The organism is Algoriphagus algorifonticola, assembly GCF_007655305.1.
Lineage (GTDB): Bacteria > Bacteroidota > Bacteroidia > Cytophagales > Cyclobacteriaceae > Algoriphagus > Algoriphagus algorifonticola.
The window spans coordinates 13,053-32,239 of sequence record NZ_VLOG01000064.1 but is presented as its reverse complement, the minus strand read 5'-3'; the positions used below and the strand labels follow the sequence as shown (position 1 = coordinate 32,239).

Annotated in this window: 20 protein-coding genes and 1 tRNA gene; 17 read left to right on the top strand and 4 right to left on the bottom strand. The window is 39.8% G+C overall.

Going from position 1 to position 19,187, the window contains the following annotated elements:
- Positions 1 to 2: 2 nt before the first annotated feature.
- The 4 genes from leuC (at position 3) to leuB (ending at position 4,748) form a co-directional block, all read left to right on the top strand.
- A complete protein-coding gene (gene leuC / locus FL972_RS17745; protein WP_144607335.1) occupies positions 3 to 1,409 on the top strand; it encodes a 3-isopropylmalate dehydratase large subunit in 1,407 nt (468 codons plus the stop codon).
- 111 nt (positions 1,410 to 1,520) lie between these two features.
- The gene (leuD, locus tag FL972_RS17740; RefSeq protein ID WP_144607334.1) at positions 1,521 to 2,111 is read left to right on the top strand and encodes a 3-isopropylmalate dehydratase small subunit; all 591 of its coding nucleotides are present in this window, start codon (positions 1,521 to 1,523) and stop codon (positions 2,109 to 2,111) included.
- Between the two features lie 8 nt (positions 2,112 to 2,119).
- Entirely contained in the window at positions 2,120 to 3,706 is a 1,587-nt protein-coding gene (locus tag FL972_RS17735; protein WP_144607333.1) for an alpha-isopropylmalate synthase regulatory domain-containing protein, read from the top strand.
- Positions 3,675 to 4,748 carry a 3-isopropylmalate dehydrogenase gene (gene leuB / locus FL972_RS17730; protein WP_144607332.1) on the top strand — a complete coding sequence of 358 codons (1,074 nt, stop codon included), beginning with the start codon at positions 3,675 to 3,677 and terminating at the stop codon, positions 4,746 to 4,748. The genes FL972_RS17735 and leuB overlap by 32 nt, the downstream gene beginning before the upstream one ends.
- A gap of 36 nt (positions 4,749 to 4,784) precedes the next feature.
- On the opposite strand, the gene FL972_RS17725 is transcribed toward leuB, so the two are convergent.
- Both FL972_RS17725 and FL972_RS17720 read right to left on the bottom strand, forming a co-directional pair.
- Positions 4,785 to 4,970, bottom strand: coding sequence for a hypothetical protein (locus FL972_RS17725; RefSeq protein ID WP_144607331.1), 186 nt, complete (start codon positions 4,968 to 4,970; stop codon positions 4,785 to 4,787).
- Positions 4,971 to 5,018: 48 nt separating this feature from the next.
- A complete protein-coding gene (locus tag FL972_RS17720) occupies positions 5,019 to 5,600 on the bottom strand; it encodes a hypothetical protein (RefSeq protein WP_144607330.1) in 582 nt (193 codons plus the stop codon).
- 82 nt (positions 5,601 to 5,682) lie between these two features.
- Here FL972_RS17720 and FL972_RS17715 point away from each other — a divergent pair, with 82 nt between their 5' ends.
- The 11 genes from FL972_RS17715 to FL972_RS17665 all read left to right on the top strand — a co-directional run bounded on the left by FL972_RS17715 (position 5,683) and on the right by FL972_RS17665 (position 15,594).
- Positions 5,683 to 5,865 (top strand): tRNA pseudouridine synthase A, encoded by a 183-nt coding sequence (locus tag FL972_RS17715; RefSeq protein WP_144607329.1) that lies wholly within the window; start codon positions 5,683 to 5,685, stop codon positions 5,863 to 5,865.
- A gap of 695 nt (positions 5,866 to 6,560) precedes the next feature.
- On the top strand, positions 6,561 to 6,770 hold the full coding sequence (locus FL972_RS17710) for a hypothetical protein (protein WP_144607328.1): 210 nt from the start codon (positions 6,561 to 6,563) through the stop codon (positions 6,768 to 6,770).
- On the top strand, positions 6,767 to 7,258 hold the full coding sequence (locus FL972_RS17705) for a DUF4221 family protein (RefSeq protein ID WP_144607327.1): 492 nt from the start codon (positions 6,767 to 6,769) through the stop codon (positions 7,256 to 7,258). Before FL972_RS17710 ends, FL972_RS17705 begins: the two co-directional genes overlap by 4 nt.
- A 165-nt stretch (positions 7,259 to 7,423) precedes the next feature.
- On the top strand, positions 7,424 to 7,903 hold the full coding sequence (locus FL972_RS17700; RefSeq protein ID WP_144607326.1) for a hypothetical protein: 480 nt from the start codon (positions 7,424 to 7,426) through the stop codon (positions 7,901 to 7,903).
- Complete coding sequence (locus FL972_RS17695; protein WP_144607325.1) at positions 7,896 to 8,642, top strand: hypothetical protein; 747 nt, start codon at positions 7,896 to 7,898, stop codon at positions 8,640 to 8,642. The genes FL972_RS17700 and FL972_RS17695 overlap by 8 nt, the downstream gene beginning before the upstream one ends.
- Positions 8,643 to 8,838: 196 nt before the next feature.
- Entirely contained in the window at positions 8,839 to 9,624 is a 786-nt protein-coding gene (locus FL972_RS17690; protein ID WP_144607324.1) for a tRNA pseudouridine synthase A, read from the top strand.
- A 103-nt stretch (positions 9,625 to 9,727) separates the two neighbouring features.
- Positions 9,728 to 11,041, top strand: a complete 1,314-nt coding sequence (gene rimO, locus FL972_RS17685; RefSeq protein ID WP_144607323.1) for a 30S ribosomal protein S12 methylthiotransferase RimO — start codon at positions 9,728 to 9,730, stop codon at positions 11,039 to 11,041.
- 77 nt (positions 11,042 to 11,118) lie between these two features.
- Complete coding sequence (locus tag FL972_RS17680; protein WP_144607322.1) at positions 11,119 to 12,171, top strand: toxin-antitoxin system YwqK family antitoxin; 1,053 nt, start codon at positions 11,119 to 11,121, stop codon at positions 12,169 to 12,171.
- 110 nt (positions 12,172 to 12,281) lie between these two features.
- On the top strand, positions 12,282 to 13,151 hold the full coding sequence (locus FL972_RS17675; RefSeq protein WP_144607321.1) for a glycerophosphodiester phosphodiesterase: 870 nt from the start codon (positions 12,282 to 12,284) through the stop codon (positions 13,149 to 13,151).
- Positions 13,152 to 13,202: 51 nt separating this feature from the next.
- Positions 13,203 to 14,366, top strand: a complete 1,164-nt coding sequence (locus tag FL972_RS17670; RefSeq protein WP_144607320.1) for a hypothetical protein — start codon at positions 13,203 to 13,205, stop codon at positions 14,364 to 14,366.
- Between the two features lie 232 nt (positions 14,367 to 14,598).
- Entirely contained in the window at positions 14,599 to 15,594 is a 996-nt protein-coding gene (locus tag FL972_RS17665) for an adenosine kinase (protein WP_144607319.1), read from the top strand.
- A 249-nt stretch (positions 15,595 to 15,843) separates the two neighbouring features.
- Here FL972_RS17665 and FL972_RS17660 read toward each other — a convergent pair whose 3' ends face one another.
- Positions 15,844 to 16,575 carry a nitroreductase family protein gene (locus FL972_RS17660; protein WP_144607318.1) on the bottom strand — a complete coding sequence of 244 codons (732 nt, stop codon included), beginning with the start codon at positions 16,573 to 16,575 and terminating at the stop codon, positions 15,844 to 15,846.
- A gap of 91 nt (positions 16,576 to 16,666) precedes the next feature.
- On the opposite strand from FL972_RS17660, the gene FL972_RS17655 reads away from it, so the two are divergent.
- On the top strand, positions 16,667 to 18,154 hold the full coding sequence (locus FL972_RS17655) for a DUF5687 family protein (RefSeq protein WP_144607317.1): 1,488 nt from the start codon (positions 16,667 to 16,669) through the stop codon (positions 18,152 to 18,154).
- Positions 18,151 to 18,846: an ABC transporter ATP-binding protein gene (locus FL972_RS17650; RefSeq protein ID WP_144607316.1), complete on the top strand. Its 696-nt coding sequence runs from the start codon at positions 18,151 to 18,153 to the stop codon at positions 18,844 to 18,846. The genes FL972_RS17655 and FL972_RS17650 overlap by 4 nt, the downstream gene beginning before the upstream one ends.
- Positions 18,847 to 19,096: 250 nt before the next feature.
- On the opposite strand, the gene FL972_RS17645 is transcribed toward FL972_RS17650, so the two are convergent.
- A tRNA-Leu gene (locus FL972_RS17645) sits at positions 19,097 to 19,180 on the bottom strand.
- Between the last annotated feature and the right edge of the window lie 7 nt (positions 19,181 to 19,187).

The following is a 19,187-nucleotide window of genomic DNA, read 5'->3' as shown; positions in this document are numbered from 1 at the left end:
TTATGGAAAAGACAACATTATTTGACAAAATCTGGGATGCCCACGTGGTAAAATCCGTTCCGGCGGGACCGGATGTGTTCTTCATTGATAAGCATTTTATCCATGAAGTTACCTCTCCTGTAGCCTTCCTCAATTTGGAAAAAAGGGGCATTGGAGTAAAGTACCCCCATAGAACGATCGCAACTCCGGACCACAACGTTCCCACAGTTGATCAAGATCAGACTATCAAGGATAAATTATCCAGAATGCAGGTCGAAAAACTTCGGCATAACTGCGCTAAATATGGAATTGAACTCCATGACTTAGGCTCGGCTCACCATGGGATTGTCCATGTCATAGGGCCTGAACTGGGTGTGACCCAGCCTGGAATGACCATCGTTTGTGGTGACTCCCATACTTCCACACATGGAGCTTTTGGAGCCATTGCTTTTGGAATCGGTACTTCTGAAGTGGAGATGGTTTTGGCTACCCAATGTATCATGCAGTCCAAGCCTAAAAAGATGCGGATTTCCGTGGAAGGAGAACTTGGCAATGGAGTCACTTCAAAGGATATTATCCTTTACATCATATCTAAGATATCCGCTGCTGGAGCGACTGGATACTTTGTGGAATACGCAGGGTCGGCTATTCGCAGCCTATCGATGGAAGCCCGAATGACCATTTGCAATATGTCTATAGAAATGGGAGCTCGTGGTGGATTGATTGCTCCAGATGAGACGACTTTCGAATTTTTGAAAGGGAAACAATACACTCCAAAGGGCGAGGAATGGGATCAGGCTGTAGCTCATTGGAAAACACTCAAAACCGACGAGGGAGCTGTTTTTGACAAGGAGCTCACCTTTGATGCGGCAGATATAGAACCAATGATTACTTATGGTACCAACCCTGGAATGGGCATCAAAGTCAAAGATTCCATCCCAACCACAGAAGGTATGGAAGGATCCAACAAGAAGTCCTACCTGAAGTCATTGGATTACATGGGATTTCAGCCCGGAGAACCAATCAAAGGTAAGCAAGTGGACTATGTTTTCGTAGGCTCTTGTACCAATGGTCGAATTGAAGACATTCGCGCAGTAGCTCAATTTGTCAAAGGCAGGAAAAAAGCGGATAACATTACTGCTTGGATTGTACCAGGATCCCGAGAAGTGGAAAAATTAGCCCATGAAGAAGGCTTGGTGAAAATTCTGGAAGAAGCAGGGTTTGAGTTGAGACAGCCTGGTTGCTCAGCTTGCCTGGCAATGAATGATGATAAAATCCCATCTGGAAAGTATGCGGTTTCAACTTCCAATAGAAACTTCGAGGGACGTCAAGGACCTGGAGCAAGGACAATGCTCGCATCTCCTCTTACAGTAGCGGCTGTAGCTGTTACCGGACGAATCACTGATCCTAGGGAGGTTTTCGATAATTAAGTTAGGATTATTTAGTTATTGGTTAATAGTTATTAGTGTCTGAATGCAATATGTCGACATCACTGTAACCCACCAATATCAAATAACCATTTTCTAATCAACTAATAAAAAATGGCTTACGATAAATTTACCATATTGACCAGCACAGCAGTTCCATTGCCTACTGAAAATGTAGATACAGATCAGATTATTCCTGCGCGCTTTCTGAAGGCTACTGAAAGAGAGGGCTTTGGTGACAACCTATTTCGTGACTGGAGATATGATGTAGAGGGAAATCCCAAAAAGGATTTTGTACTGAATGACCCAACTTATACCGGGAAAATTTTGGTTGCAGGCAAGAATTTCGGATCAGGATCCAGTAGAGAGCATGCTGTTTGGGCGCTGTATGATTATGGCTTTAGATGCGTAGTCTCCAGTTTTTTTGCAGATATCTTCAAAAATAACTGCTTAAATATCGGAGTACTACCTGTGACGGTATCTCCTGAATTTGCTGATAAGTTGCTCTCTGCAATAGAGGAAAATCCGAACACTCAGATTGAAGTTAATCTGCCTAAGCAAAAAATCACTTTGCTTTCAACTGGAGATTCTGAGTCTTTTGATATCAATGAATATAAAAAGGCTAACATGCAAAACGGTTTCGATGATATCGATTACCTCTTAAACATGTCCTCAGAAATCGATGCTTTTGTAGAGAAGAGATAATAAAAATCATGAAGGCGAACAGGAAAATAGAGATTATGGACACAACCTTGAGGGATGGAGAGCAGACCTCTGGGGTTTCCTTTTTGCCTTCTGAAAAATTACAGATTGCCAAACTTTTACTGGATGAACTCAAAGTAGACCGGATTGAAGTTGCTTCGGCCCGGGTTTCAGAGGGAGAACTGGAAGGTGTTCAGAAAATCACCCAATGGGCTTCGCAAAAGGGTTATTTGGAAAGGGTAGAGGTCTTGGGTTTTGTCGATACCCCTGCTTCAGTCAATTGGCTTTTGGAAGCAGGAGCGAAGGTGATGAATTTGCTGACTAAGGGATCCTTAAATCACCTGACACATCAACTTAAGAAAACAAAGGAAGAGCACTTTGAGGATATTCGAAAATCTATCCTGCATGCCAGAGAAAATCAAATAAGCGTAAATGTATATTTAGAAGATTGGTCTAATGGAATGCGTAATTCTCAAGAGTATACTTTGAGTTTGATCGAATTTTTGACCAGGCAACCAGTCAAAAGAATTATGCTTCCTGACACCTTGGGCTTGCTTTCTCCGGAAGAGGTAAAGGATTATTTTCAGATGATCATTGCTAAGTTTCCTGATGCCCATTTTGATTTTCATGCTCACAACGACTATGATTTGTCAGTGGCCAATGTCATGGAAGCAGTTTTACATGGAGTTTCGGGGATTCATACTACCATCAATGGCTTAGGAGAGCGTGCAGGAAACGCTCCTCTGGAATCTGTCATTGCTGTGATCAAGGATTTCACAGAACTGGAAATCGGAGTTCAGGAGCAGAAGATATTCAGGGTCTCTAAGTTGGTAGAGCAATTTTCAGGGCAACATATTCCAGCGAATAAACCTGTGGTAGGGGAGAATGTCTTTACTCAGACTGCAGGGATTCATGCAGACGGAGATAATAAGAAGAATCTTTATTTCAACGATTTGATGCCGGAGCGATTTGGTCGTCAGAGAAAATACGCTCTTGGAAAAACCTCTGGCAAAGCGAATATTCTCAAAAATCTGGAAGAGTTGGGGATTTCTTTGGAAAAAGAAGAGCTAGCCAGAGTTACACAAAGAATCATCGAACTGGGAGATAAAAAAGAGCGGGTTACTACTGAGGATTTACCTTACATTATTTCGGATGTACTTCAGAATAATTCCATTTCAAAAAATATCAGCATTGAGGGGTATCACATGACCCATTCCAAAGGATTGAAGCCTACAGTTCAGTTGCGTATGAGGATTCATGAGAAAACTTATGATGCTTCTGCAACGGGAGATGGACAATATGACTCCTTTATGCGAGCCTTACGAAAAATTTATAAGTCAATGGGACGTGAGCTTCCCAAGTTGACAGACTATCATGTTTCCATTCCCCCGGGAGGTAAAACAGACGCATTTGTAGAGACTGTAATTACCTGGGAATATGGAAAGATATTCAAAACCAAAGGTCTGGATCCAGATCAAACAGTGGCGGCCATGATGGCTACCGAAAAAATGCTTAATATCATAGAATCAATTAATTACAATCCAAAACAAGAAGAATCCACCTATTATGGAAATGAATATCGCGCTGCTGCCGGGTGACGGCATAGGGCCTGAGGTTGTAGCACAGGCTGTCAAAGTCGTTAAAGCTGTTGGTCAGAAATTTGGACACAAAATCACTTTTAAAGAGGGGCTGGTAGGAGCATGTGCAATTGATGCAACTGGTGACCCTTATCCGGATGCTACCCATGAAATCTGTGCTGCTTCTGATGCTGTCCTTTTTGGAGCTATTGGTGATCCCAAATATGATAATGATCCCAAAGCTAAAGTTCGTCCGGAACAGGGACTTTTAAGGATGCGCCAAAAGCTGGGTTTGTTTGCCAATGTGCGCCCTACATTTACTTTTCCATCCTTGGTTCATAAATCACCCTTGAAGTTGGATCGAGTGGAGGGAGTAGATTTTGTCTTTTTCAGAGAGTTGACCGGAGGTGTTTATTTCGGAGAACCTAGAGGAAGAAATGAGCAAGGAACCAAAGCCTTTGATACCAATGTGTATAGCAAAGAGGAGATTGTGAGACTGGCAAGAATGGGCTTTGAAGCTGCGCAAAAAAGAAGAAAATTATTGACCTGCGTGGATAAGGCCAATGTTATGGCTACTTCCAGACTTTGGAGAGAAACGGTGCAGGAATTGGCAAATGAGTATCCTGATGTGAAGGTGGAATATGAGTTTGTAGACGCAGTAGCTATGCGTCTGATTCAATGGCCCAAGGCTTATGATGTTCTGATTACTGAAAATTTATTCGGGGATATTTTGACAGATGAAGCATCGGTCATTTCAGGCTCTATGGGTTTGATGCCGTCTGCTTCTCTTGGTTCTAATGTGAAGCTTTTCGAACCTATCCATGGCTCTTATCCTCAAGCTGCCGGAAAGGATATTGCCAATCCTTTGGCTACGGTACTTTCTGTTGCTATGATGTTTGACTATGCTTTTGATTTGAAAGAAGAAGCTGAGGCAATTACTGGGGTCGTCAATTTATCCCTTGCAGAAGGAGTAGTCACAGAGGATATTGCAGAAGGAGGTAAGTCCTATAAAACCTCCGAGGTAGGTGATTGGCTGGCCTCCAAGGTTATTAAAGCGTATTAATTGAAAAATGCCAGGGTTTAAAATTCCTGGCATTTTTTATTTAAATAATTGTATTAGCTGCCTGAATTCGTCTTCATAAATCACTTTTTTGGGAAGCTCCACCTTCATGCTGTCTAATCTTTTCAGAGAAGTGGCCACTATATCATTCAAGTGCAGAGGATGATCTTTTTTTGTCACCAAGATCAAATCTGCATAGACTTCAGGCTGCTCCAAAGCATGCATGTAATAAAGGCTATTTGGAGCGCCGGATTATAATAGTTTTATCTCACCTTAGTCACGCTTAGGATTAATCATAATATGAGCACGATGGGTACCGGGGTCCATGATCCATGGAAGTCCGGGGCCGGCTGGTTTTAAGGGGAGACCGGTACTTTCAGCAGTTGCCCAAGGGATGTAGACTACCGAGCGGACATAGGAATTTTTTACCTCGCCATTAGTCCAGTTGATGTCAGATTCATCCGCTGTTAAGGCATGCAGCACACTTCCCTGATCGGGGAGTTTTAATTTCTTGGCTTTGGCTTCGGCCTCTCTGATATCAAAGATTTCCTGAGCGGATTTTCCTTCCTCTCGAAGTTCCCAACCTCTTGCCATAAATGCTTGAGCACTTTTGTGATAACAGGCTACGCTTAGCCCTTCCCGGCTAGGATCGTCTGCCAAACAGACCGTTTCATTGTTTCCTTGTCGTAGCAATACAATTTTTCCATCGGCATATCCATATACAGTGGCATTAGCTCTTTGATCTTCCGGAGCGGCCAATACTGCCATTTTGATTTGTATATCCTTGGAAGGTTGAGATTGAGAAAAGGAAGAAAAAGCTGCTAAAATCATAAAAAGACTCAAAAATGCTTTCATAGTCAGTTATTTTGGGTTTACCTTCAATTTACACAATCCTTTAGCTCTTTCAAATCTTATAAGAGTTTAATTATCAGAAGTTTTGCAAACTAGACCTTATACGTATCTATTTAAAGTGTCCTACTTTGGTGCCCGCTACAAGGGCTGGGCTATCCAAAAAGGACAACCTACCGTTCAAGGGAAACTAGAGCGGGTTTTTAGATTTGTTTTGGGAAATGACGACTTTACTATCCTTGGAGTAAGTAGAAAAGATTCAAAGGGATAATTATCAAGGGGATTTTCATGGTACGTCGGTTTTAATCTCCGGAAGTCAGCAAGACACGCATGTACCACTTGAGCGGATGCAGGATTCGGAAACACTTCTCACAAAGCAAGGTGCAAAATTCAGGTTGATGACCTTTGCTGATTCGGCTCATACGATTCGACAGGAGGAGATCGACTGGGTCAACCAGCATATTTTGGGCTAAAGGATTCTCGGGAAGGTTTTGATTTTTGTCAAAAGTTAATTTTGACCTTTTGAGTATGCAGACTAAAGACTTTTCTTAATCATTTCAAACAATTTTAAAAAAAAATTAAAAATGGTTTAAAAATTTCTTGTATAATTAGTTGATGGGGGGGGGTATATTTATCGCAGAAAGATTCAGTTCTGGCCAGATAGTGGTTTTTTAGCATAATTATTTCTAACCCGCTTGGTTATTCTTCCAAGCCCAAAAAATATACTATGAAAAAATATATTAGACCCTGCTTAGCCATTATAGCATTAGCTTTTTTCGGTTTAAGCAATCGAAGTCAAAAGGTATTAGCTGTAGGAGCTGATAAGGCTTGTGTATACACAATAGACACGCCTGATTCCGCGCGAGTTGATTGTTTTGGAGCAGGTTCAGTTTGTAGTGGAGTCGCTGAATGCCCAGCTCCCCAATTAGGATAAATAAATTGTATCAACACTAAAATTAAAATATTATGAAAAAATCGTTGATAGGTCTTTTTTGTTCGGCCGCTTTACTTTCGATTCCTTTTATACCTCAATCTAATGCAGATGAATGGCCTACCAAAGCCTGTAGGCTGACTGTTGTAAGTGATGAAGAGGCAACGATGGAATGTGTGGGTAATGGAATGGTTTGCGCTACAGTTTTCGATTGCTTTGGTATTTTTAAACCAGGGATGGGGTGAAAATAATTGATTCTTGCCAATTTAAATTGAAGGTAATTGTAATTATCTGCAGTTGCCTTCTTTCTTGTGGTCCTGAAAAATTGGAAGTAACCACAATTGATTTTTATGAAGTGGCAATCAAGGATTTTAATTATGACACACTTCAATTAAAAATTGATAGTCTTACCGTTATTCCGCAAAATAGTCAATTAATACAAGGAGACAGCGTACTGTTTTTTTTTAATAAATCTATTTCATCCCTTGAATTTTATAATCTTCATACTTCTGAATTTTCTCGAGTGAGACTTGAGGTGGATGGACCGAATGGAATTGGTGGAACAACTGGGCTATATTACATATCGAAAGATACTATAATTGGTACCAGAGTAAATCAGCTGATTTTCTTAAATTCTGAGGGAAATGTTTTCAAAAGGCTAGAGATAAGCTTAGACGATCTAGGAATGTACCCTGATATCATGGTTCAAGGTACTAAGCCAATTATAAAATGAGGAGATAGTCTGATTTTTGGACTTTTCCCTCATTTAGATCCTCATAATGGTGATCACCTTTCAAATTGGAAATCATTTGTTGAAATAGACTTGAAAAGTGGTGTGGCATCAAGTTTTGGGGATTTGCCAAAAGAAATGATTGATAACGTCTATGGGATTAATTTTATGAATTTTTCATTTGTTATGAATCAGAATGAGGAATTGGTGATTTCCTTTACTCCATTGAAAGATTTGTTTAAGATCGACTTGAATTCAAAAGAAAGAAACCTCGAACGAATCCCCTTAAAAAGCCCCAATTTTTCAAATGCGGAAAAATTGCCTGTTGAGGATAATAACGAAATGCGTTATGTCATGAGGCATTATCTATTTCAACCAAGCTTTGATGCCTTATTTTTTGACGGTGAAAGTTATCTACGTGTTTTACAGGAACCAATCTCTGAGGTTGAGTTTGAGTCCATGTCATGGGCAAAGAAAAAAACTCTTATTATTTATAATGATCAGTTTGAAGCAATTTATAGTCGTGAATTGAATTCTAAGTCTTTGAGCTATAATATGATATTTCCCTATAAGAAGGGTTATTTAGGAAGAATTACTTCGAAAAGTGAGGAACATTTTCAATTTCTTTCCATTCAAAAAAATGAGTAAAAGAACTTTATTTTTCACATTGCTGATTTTCAGCTTAATTTCTTGTAAGACTAGCGATGATGATGTCTTGAGTAACAAGATCGAGTTTTTCTTTAGTTCAATAACGGAATCAAACATTGAGGACACTGAATACTTTTTGGTCGTTCCGATTGATAAGGGTTGCGGATTTTGTGTTTCTAAGGTCGTGGAATTTGCAAAAGTTTTTGAAATTCCCGAAAATCTGAGGATTGTTTTTAGTTCTGGGAATGAAACTGTTCTAAACAATTTTTTAACACAGAATTCCCTTAAAGATAAAGAACATGTGATTCTTGATTCAAAAAACTATTTTTTTCTTAACGAATTGATTTTTTTAAAACCAACAATTTTTCAGAAATCAGACAATAAGTGGATACCCATTGAGTTAGTTCCTATTAACGTTGAAGATCTGCTATTTGAGCACTTTGTAAATTTACCGTCAAGACCACATTTACAGGAATTTTATGATTTTGTTGCTAGTGGAGAGGTCAGTGAAATCGAAGAGCAAGGAAACAACGTATTTCTTCGTTTTAAATCATCAATGGGATTTGGTATTGACTCTTCTTTAAATATTGATAAATCAGTTTACGAAGGATTTGGAACAAGTTTGGTCGAGGGCTCACTTATTTTGAAAGAACCAAGGTCCTTTTACTTTTTTGAATACCTGCTTTTAGATAGTATGTCGGCTCGAGCATTTAGGAAGGTAGCGGAATTCAACAATTAATAATGCCAAGTACTAATTTCAAAAAGAATATTTGTTACCCTGTCCTTAAAAAAGAGGTTAATAGAGCTAATTTAATATTTAGAATAAAGGTCAAATTGTTCCGATATCAGATTTAAGTGATAAACGATGTACTAAAAATTTCTGTTATTGAACTTAGGCTTCTTTGCTTAGGCTGAATAATTAAATTTGTGTTGACATGCAGACCAAAGCCTTCTCCTACTTATTTTCTATCTCCTACTTTGGTGCCCGCTACAAGGGCTGGGCTATCCAAAAAGGGCAACCTACCGTTCAAGGGAAACTAGAGCGGGTTTTTAGATTTGTTTTGGGAAATGACGACTTTACTATCCTTGGAGGAAGTAGAACAGATTCGGGGGTGAGTTGTAGGCACGGTTACTTCCAGTTTTTTTCCAAGGAAGCTATAGACTGGACTGTTTATCTCGCAAGTCTTAATGAAAATCTAGCAGGAGAGATTCAGTTGATAGAAGTACGGGAAATAAACAGGGACTTCAATTTAATTGAGCAAATTGAAGCCAAAACATATCGCTATTATTTTTCGACAGGGTCCACTCATTCATTTGCAACAGCCTACATGGCTACCCTTTTTGCAGAGTCGGATATAGAAAAAATGAAAGACGCGGCTTCTCTTTTTCGGGGGGAATATGATTTTAGGGCATTTTGTACGCCTTCAGTGAATAAATCCAATTATCGAAGGGAAGTGATTTCCTGTAGAATTTCCGTTGCTAATGATTTTCAAGGCGAATTTTTTCCAAAAAACCAGTGGATGATGGAAATCAAAGGAAAAGGATTCTTGCATCATCAGGTTAGAAAAATCATGCGGGCTATTTGGTATATGGGCTTAGGAGAGTGGAAAAGGGAGGATATTACTCAAAGATTGGAAAATCCCACGCAGGATTGGGAAAAAATACCTGCAGCACCTGCCCATGGCTTGATATTGTGGGAGACTATCCTAAAAACTGATTGAAAATTGCATACAAAAATCAGAAACAGTTCTCATTCAATTTCTTGTTTCTGAAACCTTTCCGCATCAAAAATCATTACCTTTGCATCCCAAATCGAGGAACAAAGTGAAAGCGAGAACATTAAAGAAAGACAAAGTCAATATCATCACCATGGGTTGCTCCAAAAACCTGGTGGATTCCGAAGTGCTTTTAACTCAGTTGAAAGGAAATGGAATCAATGCCAGCCACGAGTCCAACTCGGATGACAACAATATTATCATTATCAATACCTGCGGATTTATCGACAATGCTAAGCAGGAGTCGATCGACACGATCCTTCAATACGTAGATGCCAAAGAGCAGGGCTTGGTGGATAAAGTGTATGTGACAGGTTGTCTTTCTCAGCGTTACAAAGACGATTTGGAAAAGGAAATTCCTCAAGTCGATGCATTTTTTGGAACTCGGGATTTACCAGCCATTTTGAAGAAATTCAAAGCAGATTACAAGCATGAATTGGTTGGGGAGCGCTTATTGACTCATAATGCGCATTATGCGTACATGAAAATCTCCGAGGGTTGTGACCGACCTTGTTCTTTTTGTGCGATTCCCCTGATGAGAGGTGGACACGTGTCCAGACCTATCGAAGAACTGGTGAAAGAAGCTCAGCATAAGGCTGCCCAGGGAACCAAGGAGTTGTTGTTAATTGCTCAGGATTCGACCTATTACGGGTTGGATATTTATAAAAAAAGAAACCTTGCCGAACTCCTTCGCAATCTATCCGATGTGGAGGGAATCGATTGGATTCGCTTGCATTATGCCTATCCGACGGGCTTCCCGATGGATGTGATTGAAGTGATGAAGGAGCGAGCCAATATCTGTAATTACTTGGATATTCCTTTGCAGCATGGTTCTACCGATGTACTGAAAGCCATGCGACGTGGAACTACCCGAGAAAAGCAGGAGGAACTGATCTATAGAATTCGCGAAATGATTCCTGAAATAGCCATCCGTACTACTTTGATTGCTGGGCATCCCGGTGAATGTGAAAAAGAATTTCAGGAGATGGTGGACTTTGTGGAGCGAATGAAATTTGAGCGATTGGGGGTATTTACCTACTCCCATGAAGAAAATACTCATGCTTTTGATATGGAGGACAGACTTTCTCAGGAAGAAAAACAGGATAGAGCGAATCATTTGATGGAGGTGCAGGAGCAAATCTCCTATGACTTGAATCAGGAGAAAGTTGGGAAGACCTTCAAGACCTTAATCGATAAAAAAGAAGGAGGTTACTTTGTAGGCAGAACAGAATTTGACTCGGTAGAGGTGGACAATGAGGTGCTGATCGACGCTTCTAAGCATTATTGTAGAGTAGGTGACTTTGTCTATGCCAAAGTAACTGAGGCGACGGAGTTTGATCTGTATGCGGATGTAATTGATTGAAATTCAGAATGTAATTAAAATTGGAGGCTTGTTTTGAAAGTACTATTTTTAATAGTCTTTTAAAGTGACCTATGATTATGTTTTCAATTATTACATCAATTTTTTTTCTTTTTTCCACTCCGGATTCTACAAAAATTAACTATTTCTATTTTGGGAATACTAATTTGCTGGGAGTAGGCGAGATAGTTAACGACAAAAAGGAGGGGCTCTGGAAAGTGTATATTTCAGATGACCCTATCGATTTTCCCCAGCCAAGTTTGTTACAAGCAGACCAAGAGGTTTTCGAGGATAAATTTTCTCAAGAAAGAATATTGTTTCAGATTCATTTCAAATCAGATCTTCCTAATGGCTTTTTTCAAGAAAATTATCCTTCAGGAGAGATAAAATATCTCACCTTTTTTAAGGAGGGCAAACCGCATGGTGATTTCCGGGAATTCTACAAAAATGGCATAATGAAAGCTCATGGTGCTTTTTCGGAAGGAAAGATAGATGGTGCTTGGGAGGAATTTAATGAAATTGGGAATTTGGTTGTTCAAGGAAATTTTAAAAATGGCATACAAGTGGGTGAATGGGTAGAGCAATTAGATTATATGCCTGGATTTTACAGAAAAGGCAGTTATCTGTTGGGATTTAAAGAAGGAGAATGGGTTCTTACTGATGAATCTGGTGAAATCTCTCAAATTGAAATTTTTGAAGATGGGAAATTAGTCTCTGTTGGGACGTTCAAAGTAGGAGACAAAGAATTAAAGGGTGGAAATTTAAAAAAGGGCTCTGGAATAAGAGTTTTCTATGATTTGGAGGGGTATATGGTGGCCAAGGGAAGATATTCCAAAGGAATTCCACAAGGAGACTGGTATTTTTATTTCCCGAAATCAGATAAGGTCTTGGCAGAGGGTAGGTTATTAGGTTCTAACCGAGTTGGTTTGTGGTATTTTTACAGTTTTGATGGAGAAATTATCGATCAGCAAGAATATTATTCAAATTCATTGTATTCCGGCCCCAATTCTCAAGGTTTAACAGTGCAAGATCAATGGAGTCCTAACTCTTCGCCAGATGCTCTACGCTCAGCACATCAAAGTATATTTAATTCCCAATTCAATATGAATGGCTCATTTTTAAGGGCGAATTAATTAATGGTAAGAGATAATCGGTTATGCTGTTTCTCCTGAAGCAGCATTTTTTTGACAATTTCTTAAAAAGGTTTTTCTATTCTTCTAGGAAAAAGACCTTATTTTTAAAAATGAAGAACTTGTTACTTTACCTATTCGCATTTTTACCCATGTCTGTTTTTGCTCAATACTCTTATGATCTCCAAGGCCATAGAGGCGCGAGAGGACTGATGCCTGAAAACACCATCCCTGCGATGATCAAAGCTTTGGATTTGGGCGTGACCACACTGGAATTGGATTTGGCTATTACCAAGGATGGGCAAGTGATTCTTTCTCACGAACCATTTATGAATCCGCTGATCTGTCTTGATTCAGGAGGAAATCAGATCGCATCGGGAGATCATTCTTTTAATATTTATCAGTTGACATATCAGGAGATCTTGGCTTATGACTGTGGTTCCGAATTTCACCCGGGCTATCCCCAGCAGGTCAAGTTTTTTGCTACCAAACCACTTTTAGAAGATGTCTTTACAGTAGCAGAAAAGTATGCAAGCGATATGGGACTTTCTCAGCCTCGTTATAATATTGAAATCAAAAGTAGTCCCGATGGAGATGGAATCTATCATCCTGAAGTTCCAGAGTTTTCAGATAAGGTGGTAAAGCTGATCGCTGAAGAGTTGGGATGGGAAAGAGTCAATATCCAATCTTTCGATTTTAGAGTTCTACAATATATTCATGAAAACTACCCAGAGGTGCCTCTTGCAATGCTGGTAGAAAATGCTGCTACCTATCAAGAAGATTTGAAGGAGCTGGGATTTGCTCCCGATATTTTTTCTCCCCATTTCAGAAATTTGAACGCTGAGATTATTGCTTTTTTTCATCATAAAGGAATGAAGGTAATTCCTTGGACGGTTAATAACACCGAGGAAATGAATAAGCTTTTGGATTTAGGGGTCGATGGCATCATCACTGACTATCCTAATTTGGCTCCGAAACGTTAATTTTTGCCGTTTGCGGATCATGGGTTAATTTAGCCGATTAAAATTTTCTCCATGAAACTGATCGAAGTCACCACACCTGCCCATCAGAAAGAGTTTATCGAAATGGCAGTGCGGCTTTATAAGCATGAAAAAAACTGGATTCGTCCGCTTGACAAGGACATTGAAGGGCTTTTTCACCCGGAAACCAATAAGCTATTTAGAAATGGAGCCAAGGCGAAACGCTGGTTGCTAAAAGACGAAAAAGATCAGACCATTGGGAGAATAGCAGCATTTATTAATCCCAAAATGAAAGAAAAGCAACCCACTGGTGGAGTTGGTTTTTTCGAATGCATAGAAGATCAGAGTGCAGCTTTTTTGTTGTTTGATACAGCCAAAGAATGGCTTCAAAGCGAAGGGATGGAGGCGATGGATGGACCGATCAACTTTGGAGAGCGGGACAAATGGTGGGGATTGTTGGTCGATGGCTTTTCTGAGCCTAATTACAATATGCCGTGGAACTTTAACTATTATCAGAAGTTTTTCGAAGATTATGGATTTAAGCTTTATTTCAAGCAATTCACCTATATGCGGCCTGTTCAGAATGTGGGTTTTGATGAAAAAATGATCAAGCGAGCCAATCTGGTCATTGCAAACCCCGATTACAGCTTCCGATATATCAAGGGAAAGGAACTCCAAGAGAAAGCTCCTGAGTACTTTATGACGGTCTATAATAAAGCCTGGGCTCGCCATATGGGGAAATCTATTGCATTGAAAGAGGCTCAGTTGATGTTTGGGAAAATGAAACCAATCATTGATCCAAGATTAATCTACTTTGCTTTTTACAAGGAAGAACCTGTTGGTTTCTTCATCCAAATTCCTGAAATCAATCAGATTTTCAAGCATGTGAATGGTAAAATGGACTTGCTTGGTAAGCTGAAGTTTCTTTGGTATAAAACCTTTTCTCCGCCTAATAAAATGTTGGGTTTGGTCTTTGGTGTAGTGCCGGAGCATCAAGGTAAAGGTGTGGAAAGCGCGATGATTATCAGCTATGATAAAATGAGTGGAAAAGCTTCCTTCCCCTATAAAACCATAGAGATGAATTGGATAGGAGATTTTAATCCAAAAATGATGCGTGTTTGCGAGCAACTATTAGCAGACATATACAAAACACATCACACCTATAGATACTTGTTTGACAGAGAAAAGCCATTTGAGAGACACCCTATATTTGATTGAAAAAAAGTCCGATGCTGGATGTCTGATGACCGATGTCAGGCTGGGTGCCTGTCTGACGAATAGTCAGGGAGTCGAAGCCTTGTCTTCCTTGAAAATACGATTTACGAAAAACGAATAACGAGGCTTGTGAGAACCTCAATCGTTATCTTTAGGACTTGAGGTTTTAATATCGAATAATGAATTAAACCAACATTATAACCTTTAAACATTACAAAATACCAACTAATTATAAATGAAAAAATACGACGTAACTGGCATTGGAAATGCCCTAGTAGATATTGAATTTAAAGTAACAGATCAGTTTTTTACAGATAATGGCGTAGAAAAAGGCTTAATGACTTTGGTGGATGAAGAGCGTCAAAATCACTTGATGAAAGTGATCAATCATTCAGAAGCAAAAAAACAAGCCGGAGGTTCCGCTGCCAATACAGTTGTGGCGGTTAGCCAATTTGGAGGAAAATCTTATTATAATTTTCGGGTAGCAGCTGATGAATTGGGGCTTTTTTATTTGAAGGATTTAATTGATTCCGGAGTGGAAATTGCTTTGTCAGAAGACAAATTGGAGGCTGGTGTGACCGGAAAATGCTTGGTGATGGTAACTGAGGATTCTGAGCGGACCATGAATACCTTTTTGGGAATTACTCAGAACTTCTCGACCCATGACATCAATGATTCAGCGATTCGGGAATCCAAATATCTATTTATAGAAGGGTACCTGGTGACCTCCCCAAATGGAAAAGAAGCCATGATGCATGCCAAAAAGGTTGCAGAAGAAGCAGGAACCAAAGTGGCTTTGACCTTTTCTGACCCAGCTATGGTAAAGTATTTCAAAGATAATTTTGATGATGTAATCGGGCCAAGTGTTGATCTCCTTTTTGCCAATGAGGAAGAAGCCATGCTTTACACAGGTAAGGATAATCTGATGGAAGCAAGAGAGGAAATGAAAAAGGCAGCTAAGCATTTTGTCATCACGCAGGGTAAAAACGGTGCGATGATCTTTGATGGGGATACCTTTATCGATATCGAGCCTTACAAGACTACGGCGATTGATTCAAATGGTGCTGGGGATATGTTTGCAGGGGCCTTTTTATATGGAATCACCAATGGACACAGCTACGCATCCAGCGGAAAATTAGCCTCTATGGCAAGTTCTCAGATTGTAAGTCAGTTCGGCCCTAGATTGAAGTGGCATCAAGCCAAAGAGATTTTGGGAAGGTTGAATCCTTAAGCAAAATTGTTAATCTTAATAAGGAGCGAAGCAATCTTATTCACTAAAAGATTGCTTCAGCTTCTTCCTCAAATGCCAATGCCATATTGAGTTGAGGATAGGATGTATAGGTCCGTCCGAGCGGAGTCGAGGACCTTTCGAATGCACTTAGTGCGACCCAAATGATAGCTTCAATATTTATCTCTGTCATCTCGAATTGTGCATTTTCCAAATATTAAGCCTCTCGATGATCCTGAAAAGACTGGATTTTTACTTCTCCACTATCAACTCCGAACTAGGTAACCGAAATCTCGGGCCATAAATTCCTTCCGGAAGGCCTTTCCCACAACCTATAATCATACAAATTTCTGCTGCTTTGGGTAGATCTAGGAGCTTTTTTACACGTTTGGAGTCAAAGCCCTCCATCGGACAGGTATCATATCCTGCAGCTTTCATCCCCAACATGAAGGTCATGGAAGCCAAGGCAGCACTTTTATGAACAGATATGCGCACTTCGGTTTCCCCAACTTCCCGTACCATGGGTCTGCGCATTCCTACCCACCAGGCGATGAGTTTCTTGAGTAGGGACCAACCCGGATATTTCCCAAATAGTTTAGGGATCAGGTTTTTGTAATAATTACCAGCCTGTTTTACTTTATTTTTAGATTGATTTTGTTGAGAATTTAGGATGAAATCATAGTTAGCTTTTGCTCTGGATTTCCAAAGATCTCTTCGTGTGATGATGACAACCAATTCCCTAGCAGTCGTAGCGGCTTTCTGTCGCATGCAAAGTTGGGCCAATTGATCTTTAAGAGGAGAAGATTCAGGAACTCTCACAAACTGATAAAGCTGAAGGTTTGAGCTATTGGGAGAAAGGATAGCGGCTTCCAGGCAATGTCGGACTATGTCATGGTCAAATTCACTTTCCTGATCAAAAATCCTGACCGACCTTCTTGCTTCTACCGCCTCGAAAAATCTTAATTCCTGTAAAGTATTCTTCATTTGTCCGATTTCTCTATTTTTAAAAGACTGTTTTTTTCAGCTTTATTGATAATTTCAGGCAAGTTAAAATTTTAACCCTAACCATTTACCGATGTTTTTTGAATTGATTCGATTGCAATTTCTGAAAAGTGTGAGGTCGACCTCTTTTGCAAAGAGTGTTTTGACCAACATTTTTTTAGGATTCATTGTATTACTCCTTTTGCTTTATGTTCTAGGTGCAGGATTGCTGCTCAAAGTAATCATTGAAAAGTTGGCAGAGGGCCAAGATCCGCTTACAGTACTTAATAGCTACTTGATTTATTTTTTCCTCGGGGAGTTTATGTACCGGTATTTTATTCAGCAGTTGCCGGTTGTCGAATTAGAGAGTCTGCTGCATCTTCCCATAGGGAAATCCAAGATTATGCACATTCTTTTGCTCCGTTCTTTTATTTCTCCAATTAATGCCATTGCGCTGTTGTTGTTTTTACCCTTTGGAGTTCAAGTAATCTTACCAGCCTCAGATGCAGTTGGGCTAATAGGCTGGATTGGTTCTATTGTATTGACCAGCTGGATTTTGCATTGGTTTATGCTATGGTTCAAGCAGCGTTTTGAAGATTCCACAATAGGATTACTCATCGTGGTAGCCGTGTTGTTTTTAGGTTCAGGCTCTAGCTATATGGGCTGGTTTAACTTGGGAGAGATCATGAAGCCTGTATTCGATTTATCCATATCAACTCCAATTCCGGTAATCGTATTGGCTATCCTTTTTGTAGCTAGCTACTGGCTTTGCTTTAAATATCATTTCAACAATGCTTATTTGGAGGATTTATCGTCAGAAGAAAATGTTCGCTTTACGGATCAATCCATTGGTTTCTTTTCCAGATTTGGATTGGCAGGCGAAATGGCTAACCTGGAGTGGAAACTGATCATTCGACATAAGAAAAGCCGGACATATCTAATGCTTTCCGGATTCTTTTTATTGTATGGATTGATTTTTTATACCAATCCAGTTTACGCGTCTGATGAGGGTATTTCCACGATATTCATTTTTGTAGGAGTATTCATCACCGGAATATTTATGATCCAGTATGGGCAGCTTTTCTTAAGTTGGAACTCCGGGAATTTTGATTTCTTCCTCAATAGAAGAGGAGGTGTGGAGGAGTTGATTCGCGGTAAATATTTGCTTTTTATTTCCGTTTCTGTGGTTTGCTTTCTAGCCTCTGTACCCTATGTGTATTTTGGATGGCAAATACTTGCCGTACACTTTGCTACCTTCCTTTTCAACGTGGGCATTTTGGTTCATGCCATTATTTATCTGGCATTATGGAAGCCTAAGCCAATGGATTTGAATAAAGGAGCCATGTTTAATTACGAAGGAGTAGGTGCAGCCCAGTGGTTGATGGTGATTCCAATGATGGTATTGCCTTATTTGATTTACTTACCCTTCTCCTTTTTAGTAAGTGATTATGCTGGCCTGATTGCTTTGTCAGTGTGTGGGATTTTGGGAATCATTTTCTTCAAACCCTTGGCAAAACTGAATGTGCAGCGTGTCATGCAAAATAAATACGAAATCTCATCTTCATTTAGACAGGAATTATGATCAGTGTCAAAAATCTTAAAAAACAGTACAAAGAAGCAGTAGTATTGGATGTAGAAACTTTAGATATCTCAACGTCTGAGTGTTTTGGTTTGGTAGGTAATAATGGTGCTGGTAAAACCACCCTTTTTAGAATTATGCTGGACCTGGTGAGGCCTACGGATGGAACTGTGATTATCAATGGACATCAGGTCAATCAGGATGAGGAGTGGAAGAAATTTACAGGAGCATATTTAGATGAACACATGCTTTTGGCATATCTCACGCCGGATGAATATTTTCAGACTTTGAGAAAGATTTACGGGATGTCAGAAGCTGACTTGGAAGTTCATTTGGGGAAATTCACTGAACTTTTCAATGATGAGATACGGGGGAAAAAGAAATATATCCGAGACCTTTCGAAGGGTAACCTGAAAAAGGTGGGAATTGCAGCTGCCTTGATGGGTAACCCTGAGGTGGTCTTTTTGGATGAACCCTTTGAAAATTTAGATCCAAGTTCCCAGATCAGATTAAAGAAGTTGATTCTGAGAGTAAAGGAAGAAAGCAGAACTACTTTCTTGATTTCATCTCACGATTTGAATCATGTGACAGAGATTTGTGATCGGATTGTATTGTTGGAAAAAGGCAAAATCATCCGTGATCTTCAGGAGAAAGAAGCGATGATGAGTGAGTTGGAGGCTTACTTTACGGGCTAAAGCCCAACTACTATAAATTTTATTCTAGAGCCACCAGCTGAAGCTGGTGGTAATTTTCCCCATCCTCTTTGATTGTTGTTGAGGGTTGACACAAAAAAAGTAGGAGAATTACTCTAGCCTGTTCTAGATTATTTTTGAAGAATAAATAAAAATAAGAGCGGCGCTTTAGCCCTTTCATAAATATTTCCACAAGAGTTTACTGGCTTTAGCCAAAAAACAAAAAAAGCCCGCATTTCTGCGAGCTTCTTTGTACCCAGGGCCGGAGTCGAACCGGCACGAGTGTAACCTCATTGGTGTTTGAGACCAACGCGTCTACCAATTCCGCCACCTGGGCATGGTGC